Source organism: Corallococcus sp. EGB (assembly GCF_019968905.1).
Lineage (GTDB): Bacteria > Myxococcota > Myxococcia > Myxococcales > Myxococcaceae > Corallococcus.
Window position 1 is genome coordinate 3,869,505 of the sequence record NZ_CP079946.1, and the last position, 18,497, is coordinate 3,888,001.

The following is an 18,497-nucleotide window of genomic DNA, read 5'->3' on the forward strand; positions in this document are numbered from 1 at the left end:
GCCGTTTTCTGGCGTCTTGTATGAGACTTTCAGGGATGGGCGTGTCTCTGGTGAGATATGTTATGTGGATGGCGTTAGGCAGGGCGTGAAGCGGATTTGGCATGAGGCAGGTGGTCTCGCCGAAGAAGAGACCTATTGGGGCGGACAAAGACATGGGCATTCCAGGTCTTGGACCGCTGATGGGGTGCTTGTTCGTGACTCTGTCTATGAGCGGGGGAACTGTAAGGCGGAGCAGCGCTGGAGCGAGGATGGAACGCTTATGAAGGATTGGCGTGCGAGTTCGGGAGATGAAATGAGTTGAGTTTTTTGTTCTGTCGATGCCTTGTGGGATTTGTGGCGAGTTGGTTTCTGGTTTGTCCAGTATGATTTTTCTGCGGCTTGTCGGGGGAAGGTTCTGGCATTTATGATTGTTTTGCGCCCTTGGCAGCTGGGAGAGCGCGATCCGGATCTCCGCGAGTGATTCGACTTTGCTCTACAAGCAATTCACGGAGCAGGTGCTGGCGCTTCGTCAGCAATCGGCCAGGATCTCAGTGACGGCGGCCCCCAACGCTTCGGTCTCGTCTCCGCCGCAGGCCGCTCCCAAGGCCGAGGTCAACCTGATCCAGTACTTCGGCATCCGGAAGCCGGACCTCAAACCCGAGATGATCGAGGCTCGTCGTTCGCATCCGCGTGCCTATGAGTCCTGGACCGAAGAAGAAGAGAACGCCGTCGAGCAGGTTGCGAACCGGCAGATGAATGCCGAAACCATTGCTCGGCTCCTGGGGCGGCAACCCAGTGCCATCGAGCGGAAGTTGAAGGAGCTGGGCTATTGGTGACTGTTACTTGAAGATCTTCGACAGGAACCACACGACCGCGGACTCCGCGGCGCTGGTGTTCAGGTGCCGGGCGCGGCGGCCATAGGCTTCGCTGGGCCGGGCCTTGGTCAGCTCGTCCGTGTATGGCGCGGAGCCCTCCGGCGCGCAGCTTCCGCAGTACAGCCGCTCCTCCCAGACGAACCCGTAGCGCACGTCCATCCGCCGGCCACACGCCACGCAGGCCGGCACGTCCCCCACGCGCACCTTGGGCAACAGGTTCAGGCTCTGCTTGGGGTCGTACTCGTGCTCGAAGTCCGCGGCGGGCGGCCGTGGCTCCGGCTCCGCGGCCTTCTGGAGCCGGGCCAGCTCCTCCGCGTCCAGGGCCACGCCCCGGCACTTCCCGCAGACGTCCACCGCCACGTCCCGCAGCTCCACCATGGGCAGCGGCGCGTTGCCGCACGTGGGACAGGTGGGCGCCTGACGCCCGCAGGAGGGACAGCCCGGGACGTACTGGAGCGACGCCTCACAGCCCTTGCAGCGCCCGGGCCTGCCCTTCGCCTGCTCGAACACCTCCGCCAGCGTGGGCGCGCCGACGACCTTCGCCAGCATCTCCTCCTCGAACCACGCGGCCCCGCAGGCCTCGCACTCGTCGCGCACCAGCCCCCGGGAGTAGGTGCTGCGCATCGTCGTCTGGCAGAAGGGGCACGCCTGCATGGCACCCGGCAGCCTACCGGGTCTTGTCCTGAAACGGGATGCCGGCCGGGCGCCTTTTCCACGAAGCTCAGCTCGCGCGGCGGCGCTTCTCCTTCTTCGGCTTGGGCTCCGGCGCCTTCGGGGCGGGCGCGGGGTCGCGCAGCTCCTCCGGGACGGGGAGGGCGGGCTGGGAGGGGCGCGTGGGCGGCGCGGGCGTGCCGTCCGGCAGCGCGCCTTCCGTCGGCTCGGAGGGCAGCGCCGGCAGGCGGATGATGAACGTGGTGCCTTCGCTCATCTTGCTCTGCACGCTGATGCTGCCGCCGTGGTTCTTCACGATGCGCTGGCTGATGGCGAGCCCCAGGCCCGTGCCCTTCTGCTTCGTCGTGAAGAAGGGCACGAAGATGTGCGGCTGCTGATCCGCCGGGATGCCCGGGCCCGTGTCGGAGACGCGCACCTCCACGAACTCGCCGCCCGCGCTGCGGAAGTCGCCGAAGCGCTCCGGCTTCTCCGTGCGCACCGTGATGCGGCCCGGCTGCGGCCCCATCGCCTGCACCGCGTTCTGCACCAGGTTGATCAGCACCTGCTTGAGCTGCTCCGCGTCTGCCTCCGCGCGCGGCAGGCGCAGATCCAGCTCCACCGCCAGCTCCGCCGTGGCCGGCATGTCGTTCTGGATGAGCCGCATCGTGCGCGTCACCACCTCGTTGAGGTCGGTGGGCCCGAAGTTCTGCTTCAGCGGACGCGAGTAGTCCAGGAACGCCGTCACCACGCCGTTGAGGCGGTTGACCTCCTCCACGATGACGTCCAGGAACTCGCCTTCCTCCCCCGGCAGCCGCTTGGGATCCAGGCACTGCGCCGCGCCCTTGATGGCACCCAGCGGGTTGCGGATTTCGTGCGCCAGGCCGGCCGCCATCTCGCCCAGCGCCGCCAGGCGGTCGCGCTCGCGGATCTTCTCGTACAGCTTGGAGTTCTCCAGCACCGTCGCCATCCGCTCGGAGACCTCCAGGATGAGCGCGATTTCATCCGACGCGTAGGCCTCCGGCACCCGTTCGTCCCACAGGTTCAAGAAGCCGATGACGCGGTCGTTGCCCATCAGCGGCACGCTGATGCCGGCCTTCATCTGGAGCAGCGCGGCGCGCGTGTCGTTGAGCCGCTTCAGTTCGTCCCGGAAGCGCTTGCCCTCCACCGCCTGCACCCGCATCACGGAGATGCGCCGCTCGATGTTCTCCAGCAGCACCGCCTTCTGCCCGCTGGCCACCGCGAAGAGCACGCCGCGCGCCGCCGCCGTGTCCAAGAGCGGCACCGGCGGGGGGCCTCGCGAGTCCAGGAGCCGGTACCCGGGCCGGTCCTCCGCCATCAGGTACACCGACGCGTGCGTCACGCGCCCCGTCTCGTGCAGCGCGTCCAGCACCACGCGCGCCAGCTCTGAAATCTCGATGACGGACGCCATCCGCACGCGCAGGGCGCCCAGCGTGCCCAGCAGCGCGAAGCGCTCGCGGAAGAAGATGCGCACCACCATCTCCTCCACCTTGGTGCGCAGCGGATCCAACAGGATGAGGATGACGAACGCGGCCACCACCGTGTTGAAGACGAACAGCGACGTGTTCTCGTCCACCCACGCGGTGAGCACGGTGAAGACCGAGGCCAGGATGACCGCCAGTACCGTCTGCGAGGCGATCTTGCCCAACAGCTCGTGCAGGTCCATCAACCGCAGGCGCAACAGCGTCTGCGCGAGGAAGAACAGGTAGAGCGTCGCGAAGACCGGCCCCAGCGTGGGGAACGGGATGTCGAAGCGCGACAGGAAGTCCAACCCGTTGAACAGCACCGCCGCGCCCGCCCCAATCGCCAGGTACGCCAGCCGGAACTGCTCGATGCGCGACTCCGTCGTGCGCACCCGGTGCACCAGCAGGGACACCGAAGTGGACAGCGCGCCCAGCACCCAGGCGCCCAGCGCCACCCGCGCCCATGCTTTGTCCGCCAACGGTGTAACGGCGACGGTGAGCCCCAGCACGCCAGACAGGAGGGCGAGCCGCCGGCCGACCTGGTGGGCCCCTTTGCTGACCCCCAGGAACTCAAGGAAGAAGGCGACCGCCGCCCCGGGCACCAGGGAGACGGCGAGCACCGTCGCCCCGAGGGCGATGCGGGACACCCAGCGGTAGTCCTGGGCGGGGAAGATGCTGTGGAAGAAGAGGCTGAGGTAGTAGCCGGCGACCGTCAGGGTGAAGACGGAGTACAGCGTGAGGACCCGAGGTCGTCCGGGCCGCAACAACATGGACACGCCCAGCGCCAGACCGATGATGGAAGCGAGCAGTGCGCTTTGTGTGCGGATATCCATGTGCAGGCGGACAGTCTAACCTCTGTCCGGGGCTGGAAATTTTCCAACCATCCCCAGTTGTCCTCGGGCGTGCCCGAGCGCATCACCCAGGGTCCTCGAGGCCCCCGCGAATGAACGTGTCCCTCCAGCATCTCGCCCTCCTTGCTTCCGCGGCGCTGTTGTCCGCGCAGGCTCCCGCCCCCGCTGACACCCGCTCCGCCCCGGCGGCGCAGGCCGCCACGGCTCCAGCCGCCAAGGCCCCCGCCGTCACGGACGACACGGATCTGGCCCCCACCGTGCGCACGGACAGCGCTCCGTCGGAGGCGCAGCTGACGCCGCCGCCGGACGCGGACAAGGTGCCGTTGCCCATGGGCTACGTGCAGGTGCTCAACCCGGCCTTCCCCGGCATCGTGCCGCCCACGCCGGTGGTCCACCGCGGGCGCCGCTACGGGCTGGAGGACCTGTCACCGTACTTCGCGGACGGCAAGAAGCGGGAAGCGAAGGACGCCTTCGACAAGGGCCAGTACACCAAGGCGCGCGCGCTGCTGGAGGGGGAAGGCAACAGTCCGCCGGTGCGCTACCTGCGCGCGCTGTCCGCGGTGCGGGCCGGGGACGACAAGTCAGCGGCGACGGAGATGGCGGCGCTGGCCAATGACTACCCGGCGCTGAAGGACCGCTGCCTCACGCACGCGGGCGTGGCGCTGGAGTCCCAGGGCCGGCTGGACGACGCGGCGGCGAGCTTCAAGCAGGTGCCGGAAGGCTCGCGCATGTACGTGGACGCGCGGCTGGGGCTGGCGCGCGTGCTGCGCAAGAAGAAGGACTACGACGGCGCCATGGCGGCGCTGGAGCCGCTCACCGCGCGCGCCATGACGGGCTGGGGCCGCAACGTGGGCGCGGAGGCGCTCATCGCCACGGCGGACCTGGCGGCGGAGAAGAAGGACAAGGCCGCGGAGCGGGCCGCGCTGTGGAAGCTGTGGGCGTCCCAGCCGCTGTCGCCCATCGTCAAGCAGGTGGAGAAGCGCCTCAAGGGGCAGACGCCGCCGGTGGAGGCCAGGGTGGGCCGCGCGGAGGCGCTGATTGAAGCGCACCGCAACAAGCAGGGCATGGCCATCCTGGAGCCCATGCTCAAGACGCTGAAGATGCCGGACGCGCTCGCGTGCCGCGCGCACTTCGCCTACGGCAAGGGGCAGCGCAAGGAGCGCCAGCACACGGTCGCCATCCAGGTGCTCACGCCGGTGGTGGAGCAGTGCAAGGACCGCGACCTCCTGGCGCGCGCGCTGTACGTGCTGGGCTCGTCGCGCTCCATCGTGGATCAGCAGCGCGGCACGGACACCTACGAGCGGCTGGCGAAGGAGTTCCCGGACCACTCGTTCGCGGACGACGCGCTCTTCTACGCGGCGGACCTGTACGTGAAGACGAACCGCCCCAAGGAGGCCATGGCGCGCCTGGATGAAGTGGCGCGGCTGTACCCCAAGGGCGACTTCCTGGGCGAGGCGCTCTTCAAGGCCTTCTGGGTGGCGCGCACGTCGAAGGCGGAGGACGGGGGCTTCTCCTTCCTGGACCGCATCGAGGAGCAGTTCGCCAACGCGGACGAGTCCTACGACGTGGAGCGAGCGCGCTACTGGCGGGCCCGCACGCTGGAGGAGCGCGGCAACATCCAGGGTGCGGTGGAGCTGATGGAGAAGCTCGCCGTGGAGCACCCGGCCACGTACTACGGCCTGATGGCGCGCACGAAGCTGGGCGAGCTGGATCCGAAGCGGCTGGAGGCGGTGTCGTCCTCCATCTTCGAAGTGCCGGAGGCGGCCAGCCCCTGGCCGATGTTCGCGGGCCCCATGGGGGATGATCCGCACTTCCGCGCGGGCGTGGAGCTGCTCAGGCTGGGCTTCGCGGACTCCGTGTCGTCGGAGCTGATGCTGGTGAACCGCGCGAACCAGCCGCCGGAGTCCATGCGGCTCCTGGTGATGGTGCTCTCGCAGTCCGGTGACGCGCGGTCGGCGCACGCCATCGCGCGGCTCGCGCTGCGCAAGGACCTGAGCGGGCGCATCACCGCGCAGACGCGGCCGGTGTGGGAGGTGGCCTATCCCAACGCGTTCCGCGACCTGATTGAAAAGCACACCGCGCCCGCGGGCGTGGAGCCGGACCTGCTCCAGGCGCTGATGCGCGAGGAGAGCGCGTTGGATCCCAAGGCCCTGTCCTGGGCCGGCGCCATGGGCCTCACGCAGCTGATGCCGTCCACGGCGAAGGGCGTGGCGCACGACCTCAAGGTGAAGAAGTTCACCGTGGACTCGCTGCTCCAGCCGGAGCTGAACATCCGCTTCGGCGCGCACTACCTGGGCGGCCTCATCAAGCAGTTCAAGGGCCACACGCCCTACGCGGTGGGCAGCTACAACGCGGGCTCCGGCGCGGTGAACCGCTGGCGCGCGGCCAACCCGGCCCTGCCGCTGGACGCGTGGGTGGAGGAGATCCCCATCGCGGAGACGCGCGGCTACATCAAGCGCGTGCTGCGCTCGTACAACACCTACCAGCTCCTCTACGGGCGCGCGCCCAAGGTGCCGGTGATGCCCAGTGCATCGCGTTAGTATGTAGTCCAGGCTTCAGGTGCGGGTGGTCCCTGCCGCGGAACGGCGGGTTTGATGGACGGTGGGTGCAGCGCTTCGACGACCGTCCGGGCAAGGCGTCTGGCGAGTACTGAATTGGTCCTGATTGCCAGATGGGGGCAGAGCGAGAAGCGGCGCTCATGCCGTCCTGGCCTTGGGCGCGGGAAGCGGCTCGGGGGCTTGCGTCGGGTTGGTAGGCTGGAGGGGCCGTCAATCCACTCCCTCGTTTGCGTGAAGGAAACACGCCATGAGCCAGCCCAGCGCCCCCAGCCCACAACCCATAGACCTCAACCGCACCGCCGTCGAAATCGCCCCCGAGACCTTCTGGGTCGGGAAGCGAGAGCCCGGCGGCATCTTCTTCGCCAACCCGTACCTGCGCCGCTTTCGGGGCACGGACGCGCGGACGAAGAAGCCCGCCGAGTTCAACCTCCTCATCGACCCCGGGTCGAGCAGTGACTTCTCCACCATCCACACGAAGGTGGTGTCGCTGATTGGGGGGATGGATCGCCTGTCGGCGCTCTTCATCAACCACCAGGATCCGGACGTGGGTTCGTCCGCGAACATCATCTCGGCGCGCTACTCGCCGCGCGCGAGCATCCTGTGCTCCGAGGACACCTGGCGGCTCATCGTCCACTTCAACCTGCCGCGAAACCGCTTCATCCCGACGGAGAAGTTCTCGGCGGGGTTGAGCGTGCCCACGGGGCACAAGCTGTTGCCGGTGCCGTCGCCGTTCTGCCACTTCCGGGGCGCGGTGATGCTCTACGACCCGCAGACGCGGGTGCTCTTCACGGGGGACCTCTTCGGAGGCCTCACGGACAGCAAGGCGCAGGGGCTCTGGGCGGAGGAGTCCGACTGGACGGGCATCCGGGCGTTCCATCAGATCTACATGCCGGTGAACTCGGCGCTGGTGCGCGCGGTGGCGGCCATCCGGAAGCTGACGCCCGCGGTGGAGATGATCGCCCCGCAGCACGGCCGCGTCATCCGGGGCAAGCTGGTGCAGCAGTTCCTGGAGCGCATGGAGCGGCTGCAGGTGGGCCTGGACATCATCGACGAGGCGCAGGACCGCACGCACCTGCAGGCCTGGAACGCGGTAGTGGACCGGGTGCTGAACCTGGCGCGCGGCTACCTGGGCGACTCGGTGGAGGCGAAGCTCACCGCGAGCGAGCAGCTGTCGGACACGGCGAAGTTCAACGGCAAGCGGCTGGAGGTGAGCCGCATGGGCAAGTGGACGCTGGAGCACGTGGTGGAGATGCTCTGCCAGGGCGAGCCCTCGGAGATCTCCGGGCCGATCATGGTGGAGGCCACCCTCGCCGCGGCGGAGTACAACCTGCCCACGCCGCACCTGGACCTCGAAGGCGCGGGTGCGCCGGCGCCGGTCTCGTTGCTGGAGCCGTAGGAGAGGGGAGGGAGGGGTGGATCCGAAGGATCGTGACAGCGGAGGGGTGGCGTACCTGCGCCCGGAGGCATTGCACGGGAAGGGCCCGGCCGATGATGGGCTGGAGCCCACGCTGCCGCAGGTGCGCACGCCCGTGTCACCGGGCGGCACGTTGCTCCAGGGGGCGGTGACGCCCCGGCCTCCCGTGCCCGTGCACCAGGGATTGGTGCCCGGGCAGGTGGTGGCGGGGCGCTACCGGGTGGAGAAGTGGCTCGGCGTGGGCGGCACGTCGGCGGTGTATCAGGCGCTGGATTTGAAGCAGCACCAGCGCGTGGCGCTCAAGGTGCTGGCGGTGCCGTACGCGGACGAGGCGATGGTGACGCGCTTCCGCCAGGAGGTGGAGCACGCCCGGGCGCTGGAGCACGTGAACATCCTGCATGTGTTCGACGTGGGGGCGGACGGGGACCGGCATTACCTGACGGTGGAGCTGCTGGAGGGGAAGGACCTGCGGCAGGTGATGCAGGAGGGACGCCCCACGCTGGCCAATGCGTTGCGGTGGCTGACGCATGCCACGGTGGCGCTGGAGCACGCGCATGCGCACGGGGTGCTGCACCGGGACGTGAAGCCGGGGAACCTGTTCATCACTCGCACGGGGGTGTTGAAGCTGATGGACTTTGGCCTGGCCAAGAGCGCGCATGTGATGGGCAACACGGCCCAGGGCGCGACGCTGGGGACGCCGGAGTACATGGCGCCGGAACAGGTGACGGGGACGCCGGTGTCTCCGGCCACGGACCTGTATGCGCTGGGGGTGGTGGCGTATGAGCTGCTCGCGGGGCGGTTGCCGTTCCGGCATGCGCAGCCGGTGCCGCTGATGCTGATGCATGTGCAGGAGACGGCCGTGCCTCCTCGGAAGCTGCGGCCGGAGCTGCCGGAGGCCTTCGAGCAGGTCGTGCTCAGGTTGATGCGGAAGCGGCCGGAGGAGCGGTACGCGAGCGCCACGGTGCTGCGCGCTGAACTGGCGAAGCTGTGGCCGCTGGTGCTCCGGCTCGGACGCGCGCTATAGCGGGCTCCTTCACCCGGGGGCCCGCCATGTCTGTCAAATTCAACCACACGATTGTCCACGCGAAGGATCAGGTCGCGTCCGCGCGATTCCTCGCGGAGCTGCTTGGACTGCCCGAGCCCACGCGCTTCGGGCACTTCCATGCGGTGAAGCTGTCGGATGGAGCGACGCTCGACTACATGACCACGCAGGAGGCCATCTCCGCCCAGCACTACGCGTTCCTGGTGTCGGAGGAGGTCTTCGACTCGCTGATCGCGAAGATCCGTGAGCGGAAGATCCAGCACTGGGCTGATCCGTTCGGTCACCAGGAGAACCAGATCAACACCCATGACGGAGGCCGTGGGGTCTACTTCCAGGACCCCAGTGGCCACTACATGGAGGCCATCACCGTGCCCTACGGCGGGTGGTGATTGCACGGTAAGCAAGTGAGTGGCTCACCAGAAGGCAGGACCGCGGTGTGCATGTGGTAATGGGAGCAACTAGCTTGAAACTTGTATCTCGGGTACGCCGGCAGTGTTTAAGAGTTGATAAATGTCGGCTGTCCTCTTCCTTTGCCCTCGCTCACTGCAAAACGTGAATATTGCGCGCTGTTTTGCTCTTGAGAGAGCCACGAAGAAAGTCGCAATGCCTTCCGGATTTCCTGCGACATGGCTCCACCACATTTTGTCGTCCAAACCTACGAAAATGATCGTGTCGAACTCAAGTCCCTTGCTCTTATGGATAGTCATCAAGGGAATTCGACCTTGACCCTCAAAAGCGCTAATACACGAATCCCAGTTGCTGGCTGTTGATGCGCACGATGAGAGGTGAAGGTGGAAAGCCTCGATTGCTATTTGAAGCTTATCGCCTGAGTTGTACTCTTGGTATGTTTGCGACAAGGCATCTCGGTTGAGAAACGTCAAGATTCGACTGGAAATGTCCCGAACTGAGGCTTCGCTTGGGGGCGCTAGCGCCATCGCACTGCGCAACTCTCTAAGGAAAGCAGTTAGCGACTTTTCAGCGCGGTTGCTCGCGGTTTCGTCAATTTCGCCATTGGCCTGTAGTTGCTCGACAAAAGTGGTCGCGGTTCGCCATGCCAAGGGGGCTTGGCGTTTGGCTCCAAGGCGGAGAAGTGCGAGCGAGACGGATGTGAATTTCTCCGTCAAAAGTTCTTGAAGGGTTGTTTTTCCTAGACTGCGGCTTTCGTTCCGGATGCTCAAGCCCACAGTGGCTAGCGGGTCTCTGAATTTCCCCTCAAATTGCTCGGCTGATTGTCGAACCAGTAATACGTAGTCTCGCGCAGATGTTCTTCTTCGGGCAATATCTTCCGAAAGCCAGGTTGCAAGATACTTGGCTTCGCTCGCCTCTGTCCGACAGTTCCATATCTGAGCAACATCTCCGGTAATCTTCTTGGTCGAGTATGAGACTGCAGGGCTGGACTCCTTATCCAATGCTCTGGCTACCACATGCTGAATGTGGATCAGCTCTGGTGAGGATCGGAAATTGCAAAGGAGCGGAATTTTATTCGCTGAAAAATCTGTCTGGAATTTGGAAAAGGAGTCTGTTCGAGCTCCTGCCCATGCCATTATCCGTTGCTTATCATCGCCCACTGCGGTGACGACGGTTCTCGATGAGGCAAAGACTGACTGAAGAAAATCGTACTGTGCATAGGTGGTATCTTGGAATTCATCAATAAATACGAATGGATAGGTTGCGCGTAGCGCTCGGGCAACTTGGGCATTGGTGCGCAGGAGGAGTTCCGCCAGACGATTGATCATGACGAATGTCATGATCGGACCAGTGGAGTGCTGTAGGTTTTCCAGCCACCAACGTGAGATGGCAAATTCGATGCCGTTGGTCGGATTGAGCGGACTTTGCGGAAGACGAAACTCGCCGACAAGACGCGGTTCGAAGTGCAATGCCGTGAGTGCAGCAATGTCCTTTTGCCACGCCAAAGGGGCCCCAATGCGTGTGCGATCTAGAAAATCGTCGAGTTGATGTTTGCTGGGATGGTGGATCTTGTACTGACGAGTTGGTCGCCATGGTGGTGGGATAATGGCCGAGAAACGGTCAATTAATCCCTTGGTGAAGGCGTCAAAAGTCAGGGAGATAAAGCGATTCGAATTGGTTGGGTCGCATCGTTGTTGGATGCGCGTCGTGAGATTGGATGCGGCATCTGTTTTGAATGAAATGGCCAATACGCGATGTGGCGGCCTGCAGAGCCCAGTTTCTAGAAGATAGGCTGCGCGTTGGGCTAGGAACTCGGTTTTGCCTGCTCCCGGTCCGGCAACGACACAACTGTTTCCGACGTGTCTAAGCGCTTTCCAGGCGTTGGGCTCTAATTCGGTGATTCCTTTGGGACGCCAACTCTCTATAGGGGTCGTGTGCATGAGTCTTACTGGGATGGAGAGGCGGGCTTGGATGTGATTCGAGATGCTACGCTGTCTAGAAGTGACTTAAGAACCTCGGGGATGCTGTCGCGCAGTTCGTTTGGTAACAGGCGCCCAAGCACTCTTAGGTGGGTGCTGGGTTTTCCGCGTCCAAGAAATAAATAGCGATACCAGCGAAATATGGTCTCATCTGTAGTTTTGTAAAATGCTGGATTTCCATTTTCCCCAAGAACTGCAGATAGAGCATCGCCTCTTGGAGAGGGGCCGACCATATCTCCTTCTGCTCTCTGGTATGCGAGCGGTAGAGAGGTTAGCATTGAGAAGTCAAGATCCAACGGGGTGCAGAAGTATATATTGAACGTGCGCAGGTAGTTGACCCAGTCGTTGAGTAGAGAGGACTGGTCTGTGTAATTGTACTGGTCGAAATGGCTGAGGTTTATATGCGCGCCTGCTGGATCGACTGTTCTGAATAGCTGATTGGCGGCCACCCCGCGCGCCAACAGCTGTTCGCAAGCCGTTTTGATTCTTCCCCAGCCTCCGCCATGCCGGCCGACGTCGAGATCAAGTAGCGTGGCATGGGGGATCTCAAGGTCGCTTAGCAGCCTCCATAGGTGATTTACATGGCGCCCACCCAATGGAACAACCGCAACAAAAGAACGATCAATTGGCAGTCCAAGCGCCTCGGCAAGTTTTGGGAGAACAACTTCCTCGGAACTGCCTTCGCCCAGTATTACAAATTTAGAAAAGTAAAGCTCTGGAAACGTGCGAACCGCCTCTCTGATGAATTTTGCCGCCTCCTCTTCGTGTGTGGGAAGAGATATTGATCGCACTTGTGTGGTGCGATTGTGGTGGTCGAGTCGGAAGTATCGAACGCTTGCAGGATCTATCCTGGCGAGAATGCTTGGTGAATGACTGGAAATGAAAGCTTGGGCGTGATGTCCGGCGGTCAGGTTTTCAATCTGCCTGATGATCCTTGAGAGGTAGAATGGTGCGAGGTTGTTTTCGGGTTCCTCGATTGCAAGAAGTGTTAGTGCGGGTAGAAGTGTGTTGCTTGTCCGAAAGCTACTTCCAGTGCGGCCTTTGAAGAGTTCTCGCTCAGTGTCTAGAGTAGCTGCGGTCACAGCGAGGTGGAATAGTGAGCGCTGCCCGTCGCTGAGGTCCTCAAGGCTTCGATCGCGCCCTGCCTCGTCAGGTTGGAATACGGCTTCCACGTTGCGAATGAACTCCTGAAATCGCAAATCTACTGGACGAAATACAGGCGTGGTGTCGGTTTCGGCGGAATGGACTTCCCGCCAGCGTTTCTCTAACGCTGCTGTTACTAGGCTTACGGCTGGTTCCTTTGCGAACGAGTTGTTGAGGGCTTTGCCTGTATTGGCGAATTCGCGCCTGAGTTGGTCGGACCAGTTTATTGCCCGCCATAGGCGACCGCGAAGGAATGTTGTAACCTGAGATGAGCCGTCTCTCGTTGCGGGAACATAAATGACTTGAATGCGGCTTCGATCGATAGCTTTGAGCTCGATTCGGTCGTCCTCTTCAAATGTGCCGAGCTTTCGGATGGCACAGACTCGTTGTTCGATGAAGCCATCCAGTGAGCCATCGTCGGTCCATGTTGCCTCCAGCCTGAGCCGGCACAGCATGCAGCCAGCGCTGTCTGCGATCATTTGATGGAAAAACTCAGGAATGGAGCTCTGGTCTTCGCCCTCCGATTCCAGTTCTGGGAAACGAAGCAAGACCTCGATTGACAGCTTGCGATCGTCGGGAGGAGAAGTTTCGGCGGCTGGAATGTGAAAGTCCTGGCGTCGTAATCGTTTTTGCTCTGAGGTGACGCCGAATAGCCTCAGGAGAGCTAGCATTATTGCTGTCTTGCCGGAGCCATTGAGGCCAACAAAGGCATTTAGGTCTGGAGACAGATTTATGGTTGTTGAATTGGGGCCAAAGCAGCGGAAGTTTGTGATTGTTATCTGTTCTATGAACATGGATTTGCGTTCTTGTGGTGGCCGACGTGGGCTGTCTGCAGGTGCGAATGACGCAGGGTTCACCACGTAGAATCCATACCTCTTACGAGGTAGGAGAATCGTGTCTTGCTGCCGCTTGGAGCGAGGAACTCGATTTGCCAAGCCTAAGACTAATTCATGTTGCCCTAGAATCGGCGTAAACTGCATCCATGGGCGCTGCGTCGAACTCTCCGGATGGCAAGAACTCGCTGCTGCGCGGTCTTCCCTCTATCGAACAACTCCTGCGACGGCCGTCGCTGGAGTCCCGGCTCGCGAATCTTCCTCATGCCCGCGCGGTCGCGGCCCTGCGGCTCGCCGTCGATCGAGTCCGAGCCCGGCTCCTCGCTGGTGACTTGCGTCCCTTCGAGGACGCGGACGTGGAAGCCGCACTCGCATCCCTCGCCACGCCGAACCTGCGGCCGGTGATCAACGCCACCGGCGTCGTGCTCCACACGAACCTGGGCCGCGCACCGCTCGCCCCCGAAGCCGTGGAGCGTGTCGCCGCCGTGGCCCGCGGCTACTCCAACCTCGAATACGACCTGGACGAAGGCGAACGCGGCAGCCGCTACGCGCCCCTCGTCGGCCTCCTGCGCACGCTCACCGGCGCGGAGGACGCCATCGTCGTCAACAACTGCGCCGGCGCCGTGCTCCTCATCCTCGCCGCGCTCGCTTCCGGCCGCGAGTGCATCGTCTCCCGCGGCGAGCTCGTCGAAATTGGCGGCGGCTTCCGCATCCCGGACGTCATGCGTCAGTCCGGCGCGACGCTCGTCGAAGTCGGCACCACCAACCGCACCCGCCGCGCGGACTACGCCAACGCCCTGAGCCCGGACACGGGACTCATCGTGAAGGTCCACCGCTCCAACTTCGCGCTCGTCGGCTTCACCGAAGAGGCAGCCCTCGCGGAGCTCGCCGGGCTGGGACGCTCCCGTGACGTGCCCGTGTTCCAGGACCTGGGCTCCGGCGCGCTCGTGCCCCTGTACGGCCCGGGCCTCACGACGGAGCCCACCGTCGGCCAGGCCATCCGGGATGGCGCGGACGTCGTCGCGTTCTCCGGGGACAAGCTGCTCGGCGGACCCCAGGCAGGCGTCATCGTCGGCCGCTCGGACCTGCTCCAGCGCATCAAGTCCCACCCGCTCACACGTGCGCTGCGTGTCGACAAGATGACGGTCGCGGCCCTGGAGGCGACCCTGGAGCTGTACCGGGATGGCCGCCCGGATGCGGTCCCCACCCAAAGCCTGCTCACCGTGCAGCCGGGTTTGTTACAGGCCCGTGCCGAACGCCTGGCAGCCTTGCTCGCGGCGAGCGGCGTCGGGTGTCGGGTCGTGTCCGTGGATGGACAGGTGGGAGGAGGTGCCATGCCTCTGGCCCGGTTGCCGTCCTTCGCTTGCAGCCTCACCGTAGAAGCGCCGAAACTATTCCTGGAACGCCTGCGCGAAGGCGAAGTGCCGGTTATTGGCAGGATTGCGGATGACGAGGTCGTTCTCGACGTCCGGTGTCTCTCAGAGGAGGACCTGGGGCAGGTCGCGCAGGCTGTGGCGGCCGCCCGTTCGGGAAGCCAGCCATGATCAACAGCGCCGTGCTCGTTTTAAACCGGTACTACCAACCGGTTCACGTGACGTCGGTCAAACGGGCCTTCTCCCTGCTGTATCAGGGCGTCGCCAAAGCCATTGACGAGCAGTACCGCCTGTATGAGTTCGAGGACTGGGCCGCCCTCAGCGCCACCCAGGACAGCATCACCACCATCGACCGCACCATCCGCATCCCGCGCGTCCTCGTGCTCGGCGCGTATGATCACCTGCCGCGTGCCAAGGTCCGCTTCTCGCGGCTCAACATCTACGCGCGCGACAACGACACCTGCCAGTACTGCGCGCGACAGCTGCCCCGTACCGACCTCAACCTGGACCACGTCAACCCGCGCACCCAGGGTGGCAAGACGACCTGGGAGAACGTCGTGTGCTCCTGCGTGCCCTGCAACCTGAAGAAGGGCGGACGCACGCCGGAGCAGGCCGGGATGCGGCTGCTCAAGAAGCCTGTTCGCCCGCGCTGGACGCCGCTCTTCCGCGGCGCCATCCGCAAGATCACCTACCGCGAGTGGCTGCCGTTCCTGCACCTCGCGGACGTGTCGTACTGGAACGTCGAGCTGCTCGACGAATAGCAACGACCGGCCCCCCGGCCGCCTGCCCCCCGAGCCTCCGGGCGCCGGGGCGCGGGCACCGGGTGCTACAGGTGCCGGCCGTGAAATGGCGGGGTGTCGACTCGGGCGGTAGGACGGGCTTTGATGCAAGTCTCCGTGAAGCCCGCCTCCCAGTCTCCAGCCGCACCCGCTTCGCTTGCTGGCGCTTCGCCGCGCGCGGAAAATGACGTGTCGCCCGTGGGACCCGCGGGCCTGACGCGGCGCTCGCGTTCGCGGCGCATCATCGCGGTGGGCGGCGGCAAGGGCGGCATCGGCAAGTCGATGGTGTCCGCGAACCTGGGCGTCGCGCTCGCGCAGGCAGGCCAGAAGGTGCTGCTCGTGGACGCGGACCTGGGCGGCGCCAACCTGCACACCTGCCTGGGCGTGGGACCTCCGGAGGCCACGCTGTCCGACTTCCTGCGGCGCGGGAAGGCCCACCTCGAAGAGGTGATGGTCGCCACCGGCGTGCCGGGCCTGTCGCTGATCGCCGGCGCGCAGGACTCGCTGGACGCGGCGAACCTCAAGTACGCGCAGAAGCAGAAGCTGCTCCGCACGCTGCTGTCGCAGACGACGGCGGACTACCTCATCCTGGACCTGGGTGCGGGCACCAGCTTCAACACGCTCGACTTCTTCCTCATCGCGGACCACGGCCTGCTCGTCGTGCTGCCGGAGCCCACCTCCGTGGAGAACGCGTACCGCTTCGTCAAGGCGGCCTTCTTCCGCAAGCTCCAGCAGACCGAGTCACGCTACGGCATCCAGGACATGGTCGAGGGCGCGCTGTCCACCCGCGAGGGCGGCCTGCGGACGCTGCACGACATCGTCGCGCAGGTGCGGCGCAAGGCCCCGTCCGACGCGGAGCGGCTGGAGCGCGAACTGGCCGCGTTCCACGTGCGGCTCGTCGTGAACCAGGCGCGCACGGACGCGGACGAGAAGGTCGGCGGGGCGATGGTGTCCGCGTGGAAGAAGTTCTTCGGCATCGACATGGATGACCTGGGCGCCCTGCGCCACGACGACGAGGCGTGGAGGGCGGTGCGCAAGCGCAAGCCGGTGCTCCTCGAGCGGCCCGATTCGCCCGTATCCCAGGGACTCCAGCGCATCGCCGCGCGTATCCTCACGCTCGACGGCCTTTCCACCGAGCCCGCCACCCCATGAAGCCCTTCGCGCAGCAGACCTACTACGAGCTCCTGGAGGTGCCGCCCACGGCGACCGATGAGGAGATCCGCGCGGCCCACCAGCGCCTGATGGAGCTGTATTCGCCGGACTCCATCGCGGTGTACGCGCTGGGTGATCCGGATCAGGTGGACGCGCTGCGTGAACGGATGAACGAAGCGATGGAGATGCTCACCGACGCGGACCTGCGCGTCGAGTATGACCGCTCCATCGGGCTGACCACCGAGCGGCTCGCGAAGGCGACCGTGACGGCGGAGGCAGCGGACAAGGTGGGTTCGGCCACACGGGTGGCCGAGGCCCTTGCCACCGCCGCCGCGGCGCTGGCGAAGGCCGCGGGTGCGGTGGATGCCGAAAGGCTGGAGGCGGAGTCGCGACTGAAGGCCGCGGCGTCCGTGAACGACAATGAAGGAGAGGCACCGCGCGGAAGCGGGTCGCCTGGAAAGAGCGAGGAGCAGATGCGGGGTCAGGAGTCGAAGCGACAGGAATCCTCGGGGATGGACACGCCGGTCGTGCCCTCCGAGCCGGTGATGGTGGGAGGCGTGACGGTGGTGGAGGCCTTCCGCGCCTCGTTCACCCGGAGCCTGTCGTTCGTCTACGTCCCCACGACTCCGCTGCGCGGGCAGGGCAGGGGGGGCGATGAGGCTCCGGCTCCCGCCATGGAGGCCGCGGTCAGCGCGGCTGCACCCTCGGTGGAGGCACCGCCACCGGCGGAGGCCGCGCCCGTCGAGCCCCCGGTCGAGCACGCACAGTCCGCCGCCCCGACGCCGCCGGACAGCGTGAAGACCGAGGCCGGAGTCGCGGGTTCCCCTGCGGACTCCGCGGCGGCCCCCGACGGCTCCGCTCCGGTGCCTGAAAGCGCCACCGCGACCCCGGGCATCGCGGCCGTTCCTGCCGCACCGGAGCGCGAGGAGGCGACTCAGGCGCCTGTTGCCTCCGCGGCAACGGAGGTCTCGACGCCCGAGCCCGCGACGGAGGCCCCCGCGGCGGCCGCGACGCAGGCTCCCGAGGCCAGCCCGGAACCCTCGGCCCCCATGGCCGTGGCGACCACCACCCAGGGCGAGTCGGATCCGAACCCCGCCCCGGCCCTGGACGCCAGCACCACCGCCCTGGCCCGGCTCCCCGCCACCGGCGCCTCCCGCGACGCCGTGCGCCCCCTGACGTCGCGCCCCATCGACGGGCCGGCGCCCACCAGCCCCACGGGGCCGGGCAGCGTGAAGACCCCCACGGTCCGCAAGCTGGGAGAAGCCCAGGTCCTGGCGCAGGACTCCGCCATCGCGACCGCCGAGTCCGCCCTGGCCCAGGTGGCCGCCAAGGTCCGCGAGGCCCGCCCCCGGGGCATGGACATCCCGTCCGACGCCGAGTTCAACGGCGAACTGCTCCGCCGCGTCCGCGAGGCCCGAGGCCTCACCCTGTCGCAGCTCGCGGACCGCACCCGCATCTCCGTGCGTCACCTGGAGAACGTGGAGGCGGACCGCTACACCGCGCTGCCCACCACCGTGTACCTGCGCGGCATCCTCATGAACCTCGCCCGCGAGCTGGGCCTGGACCCCCTGCGCGTGTCCAAGAGCTACCTCGCGCTGTTCTCCGAGAAACCCGCCAAGCCGGGCCGGTGACCGGCGGTGGGCCAGCCCCCCTCCCGTGCAGCGGGAAAAGTTGACTCGCACGGGGTGGGTGCCTAAGTAGTGGCACGATGACGGAAGAGGAAAAGGTCAAGGCGATGCGACTCGCCCGCGCGATCGCCTCCGATATCTCGCTCTACAACGAGCAGAAGATCATCAAGGGCATCGAGCAGGACAACCTTTTCGAGGTCCTCAAGGAGGAACTGGAAGAGGGGCGCGCGCTCTACAAGAGCCGCGTGAGCGCGGAGATCAGCTCCCAGGCGAACTTCTTCGAGCGCGCCATCAACGACATCGTGCTGCGCTCCAAGGCGCACGTGAAGTCGAAGATCTGGTAGCGCCTCC

General features: G+C 65.3%; 14 protein-coding genes. 10 read left to right on the forward strand and 4 right to left on the reverse strand.

The window, feature by feature from the left end:
* The first annotated feature begins 467 nt into the window (after positions 1–467).
* A complete protein-coding gene (locus KYK13_RS16340) occupies positions 468–815 on the forward strand; it encodes a hypothetical protein (protein ID WP_223645400.1) in 348 nt (115 codons plus the stop codon).
* A 3-nt stretch (positions 816–818) separates the two neighbouring features.
* Here the strand turns inward: KYK13_RS16340 and KYK13_RS16345 are convergent, their stop codons facing one another.
* Together KYK13_RS16345 and KYK13_RS16350 are read right to left on the reverse strand one after the other, a co-directional pair.
* Positions 819–1,508 (reverse strand): zf-TFIIB domain-containing protein, encoded by a 690-nt coding sequence (locus tag KYK13_RS16345; RefSeq protein ID WP_223645401.1) that lies wholly within the window; start codon positions 1,506–1,508, stop codon positions 819–821.
* A gap of 67 nt (positions 1,509–1,575) precedes the next feature.
* Complete coding sequence (locus KYK13_RS16350) at positions 1,576–3,819, reverse strand: ATP-binding protein (protein WP_223645402.1); 2,244 nt, start codon at positions 3,817–3,819, stop codon at positions 1,576–1,578.
* A gap of 110 nt (positions 3,820–3,929) precedes the next feature.
* Between KYK13_RS16350 and KYK13_RS16355 the strand changes: the two genes are divergently transcribed.
* The 4 genes from KYK13_RS16355 (at position 3,930) to KYK13_RS16370 (ending at position 9,240) form a co-directional block, all read left to right on the forward strand.
* Positions 3,930–6,377 carry a transglycosylase SLT domain-containing protein gene (locus KYK13_RS16355; protein WP_223645403.1) on the forward strand — a complete coding sequence of 816 codons (2,448 nt, stop codon included), beginning with the start codon at positions 3,930–3,932 and terminating at the stop codon, positions 6,375–6,377.
* 265 nt (positions 6,378–6,642) lie between these two features.
* Complete coding sequence (locus KYK13_RS16360) at positions 6,643–7,791, forward strand: hypothetical protein (RefSeq protein WP_223645404.1); 1,149 nt, start codon at positions 6,643–6,645, stop codon at positions 7,789–7,791.
* Between the two features lie 16 nt (positions 7,792–7,807).
* On the forward strand, positions 7,808–8,833 hold the full coding sequence (locus KYK13_RS16365) for a serine/threonine-protein kinase (protein WP_223645405.1): 1,026 nt from the start codon (positions 7,808–7,810) through the stop codon (positions 8,831–8,833).
* A 26-nt stretch (positions 8,834–8,859) separates the two neighbouring features.
* Positions 8,860–9,240 carry a VOC family protein gene (locus KYK13_RS16370; protein WP_223645407.1) on the forward strand — a complete coding sequence of 127 codons (381 nt, stop codon included), beginning with the start codon at positions 8,860–8,862 and terminating at the stop codon, positions 9,238–9,240.
* Between the two features lie 69 nt (positions 9,241–9,309).
* Here KYK13_RS16370 and KYK13_RS16375 read toward each other — a convergent pair whose 3' ends face one another.
* Both KYK13_RS16375 and KYK13_RS16380 read right to left on the reverse strand, forming a co-directional pair.
* A complete protein-coding gene (locus KYK13_RS16375; protein ID WP_223645409.1) occupies positions 9,310–11,199 on the reverse strand; it encodes a UvrD-helicase domain-containing protein in 1,890 nt (629 codons plus the stop codon).
* Positions 11,200–11,204: 5 nt separating this feature from the next.
* The gene (locus KYK13_RS16380) at positions 11,205–13,241 is read right to left on the reverse strand and encodes an ATP-dependent endonuclease (RefSeq protein WP_223645411.1); all 2,037 of its coding nucleotides are present in this window, start codon (positions 13,239–13,241) and stop codon (positions 11,205–11,207) included.
* 122 nt (positions 13,242–13,363) lie between these two features.
* Between KYK13_RS16380 and selA the strand changes: the two genes are divergently transcribed.
* The 5 genes from selA to KYK13_RS16405 all read left to right on the forward strand — a co-directional run bounded on the left by selA (position 13,364) and on the right by KYK13_RS16405 (position 18,490).
* The gene (gene selA / locus KYK13_RS16385) at positions 13,364–14,758 is read left to right on the forward strand and encodes an L-seryl-tRNA(Sec) selenium transferase (protein WP_223645413.1); all 1,395 of its coding nucleotides are present in this window, start codon (positions 13,364–13,366) and stop codon (positions 14,756–14,758) included.
* Positions 14,755–15,348, forward strand: a complete 594-nt coding sequence (locus KYK13_RS16390; RefSeq protein WP_223645415.1) for an HNH endonuclease — start codon at positions 14,755–14,757, stop codon at positions 15,346–15,348. Before selA ends, KYK13_RS16390 begins: the two co-directional genes overlap by 4 nt.
* A gap of 267 nt (positions 15,349–15,615) precedes the next feature.
* On the forward strand, positions 15,616–16,518 hold the full coding sequence (locus KYK13_RS16395; RefSeq protein ID WP_370645421.1) for a MinD/ParA family protein: 903 nt from the start codon (positions 15,616–15,618) through the stop codon (positions 16,516–16,518).
* Complete coding sequence (locus KYK13_RS16400; protein ID WP_223645418.1) at positions 16,515–18,149, forward strand: helix-turn-helix domain-containing protein; 1,635 nt, start codon at positions 16,515–16,517, stop codon at positions 18,147–18,149. The genes KYK13_RS16395 and KYK13_RS16400 overlap by 4 nt, the downstream gene beginning before the upstream one ends.
* A gap of 77 nt (positions 18,150–18,226) precedes the next feature.
* Positions 18,227–18,490, forward strand: a complete 264-nt coding sequence (locus tag KYK13_RS16405) for a hypothetical protein (protein ID WP_014396033.1) — start codon at positions 18,227–18,229, stop codon at positions 18,488–18,490.
* Positions 18,491–18,497: the final 7 nt, after the last annotated feature.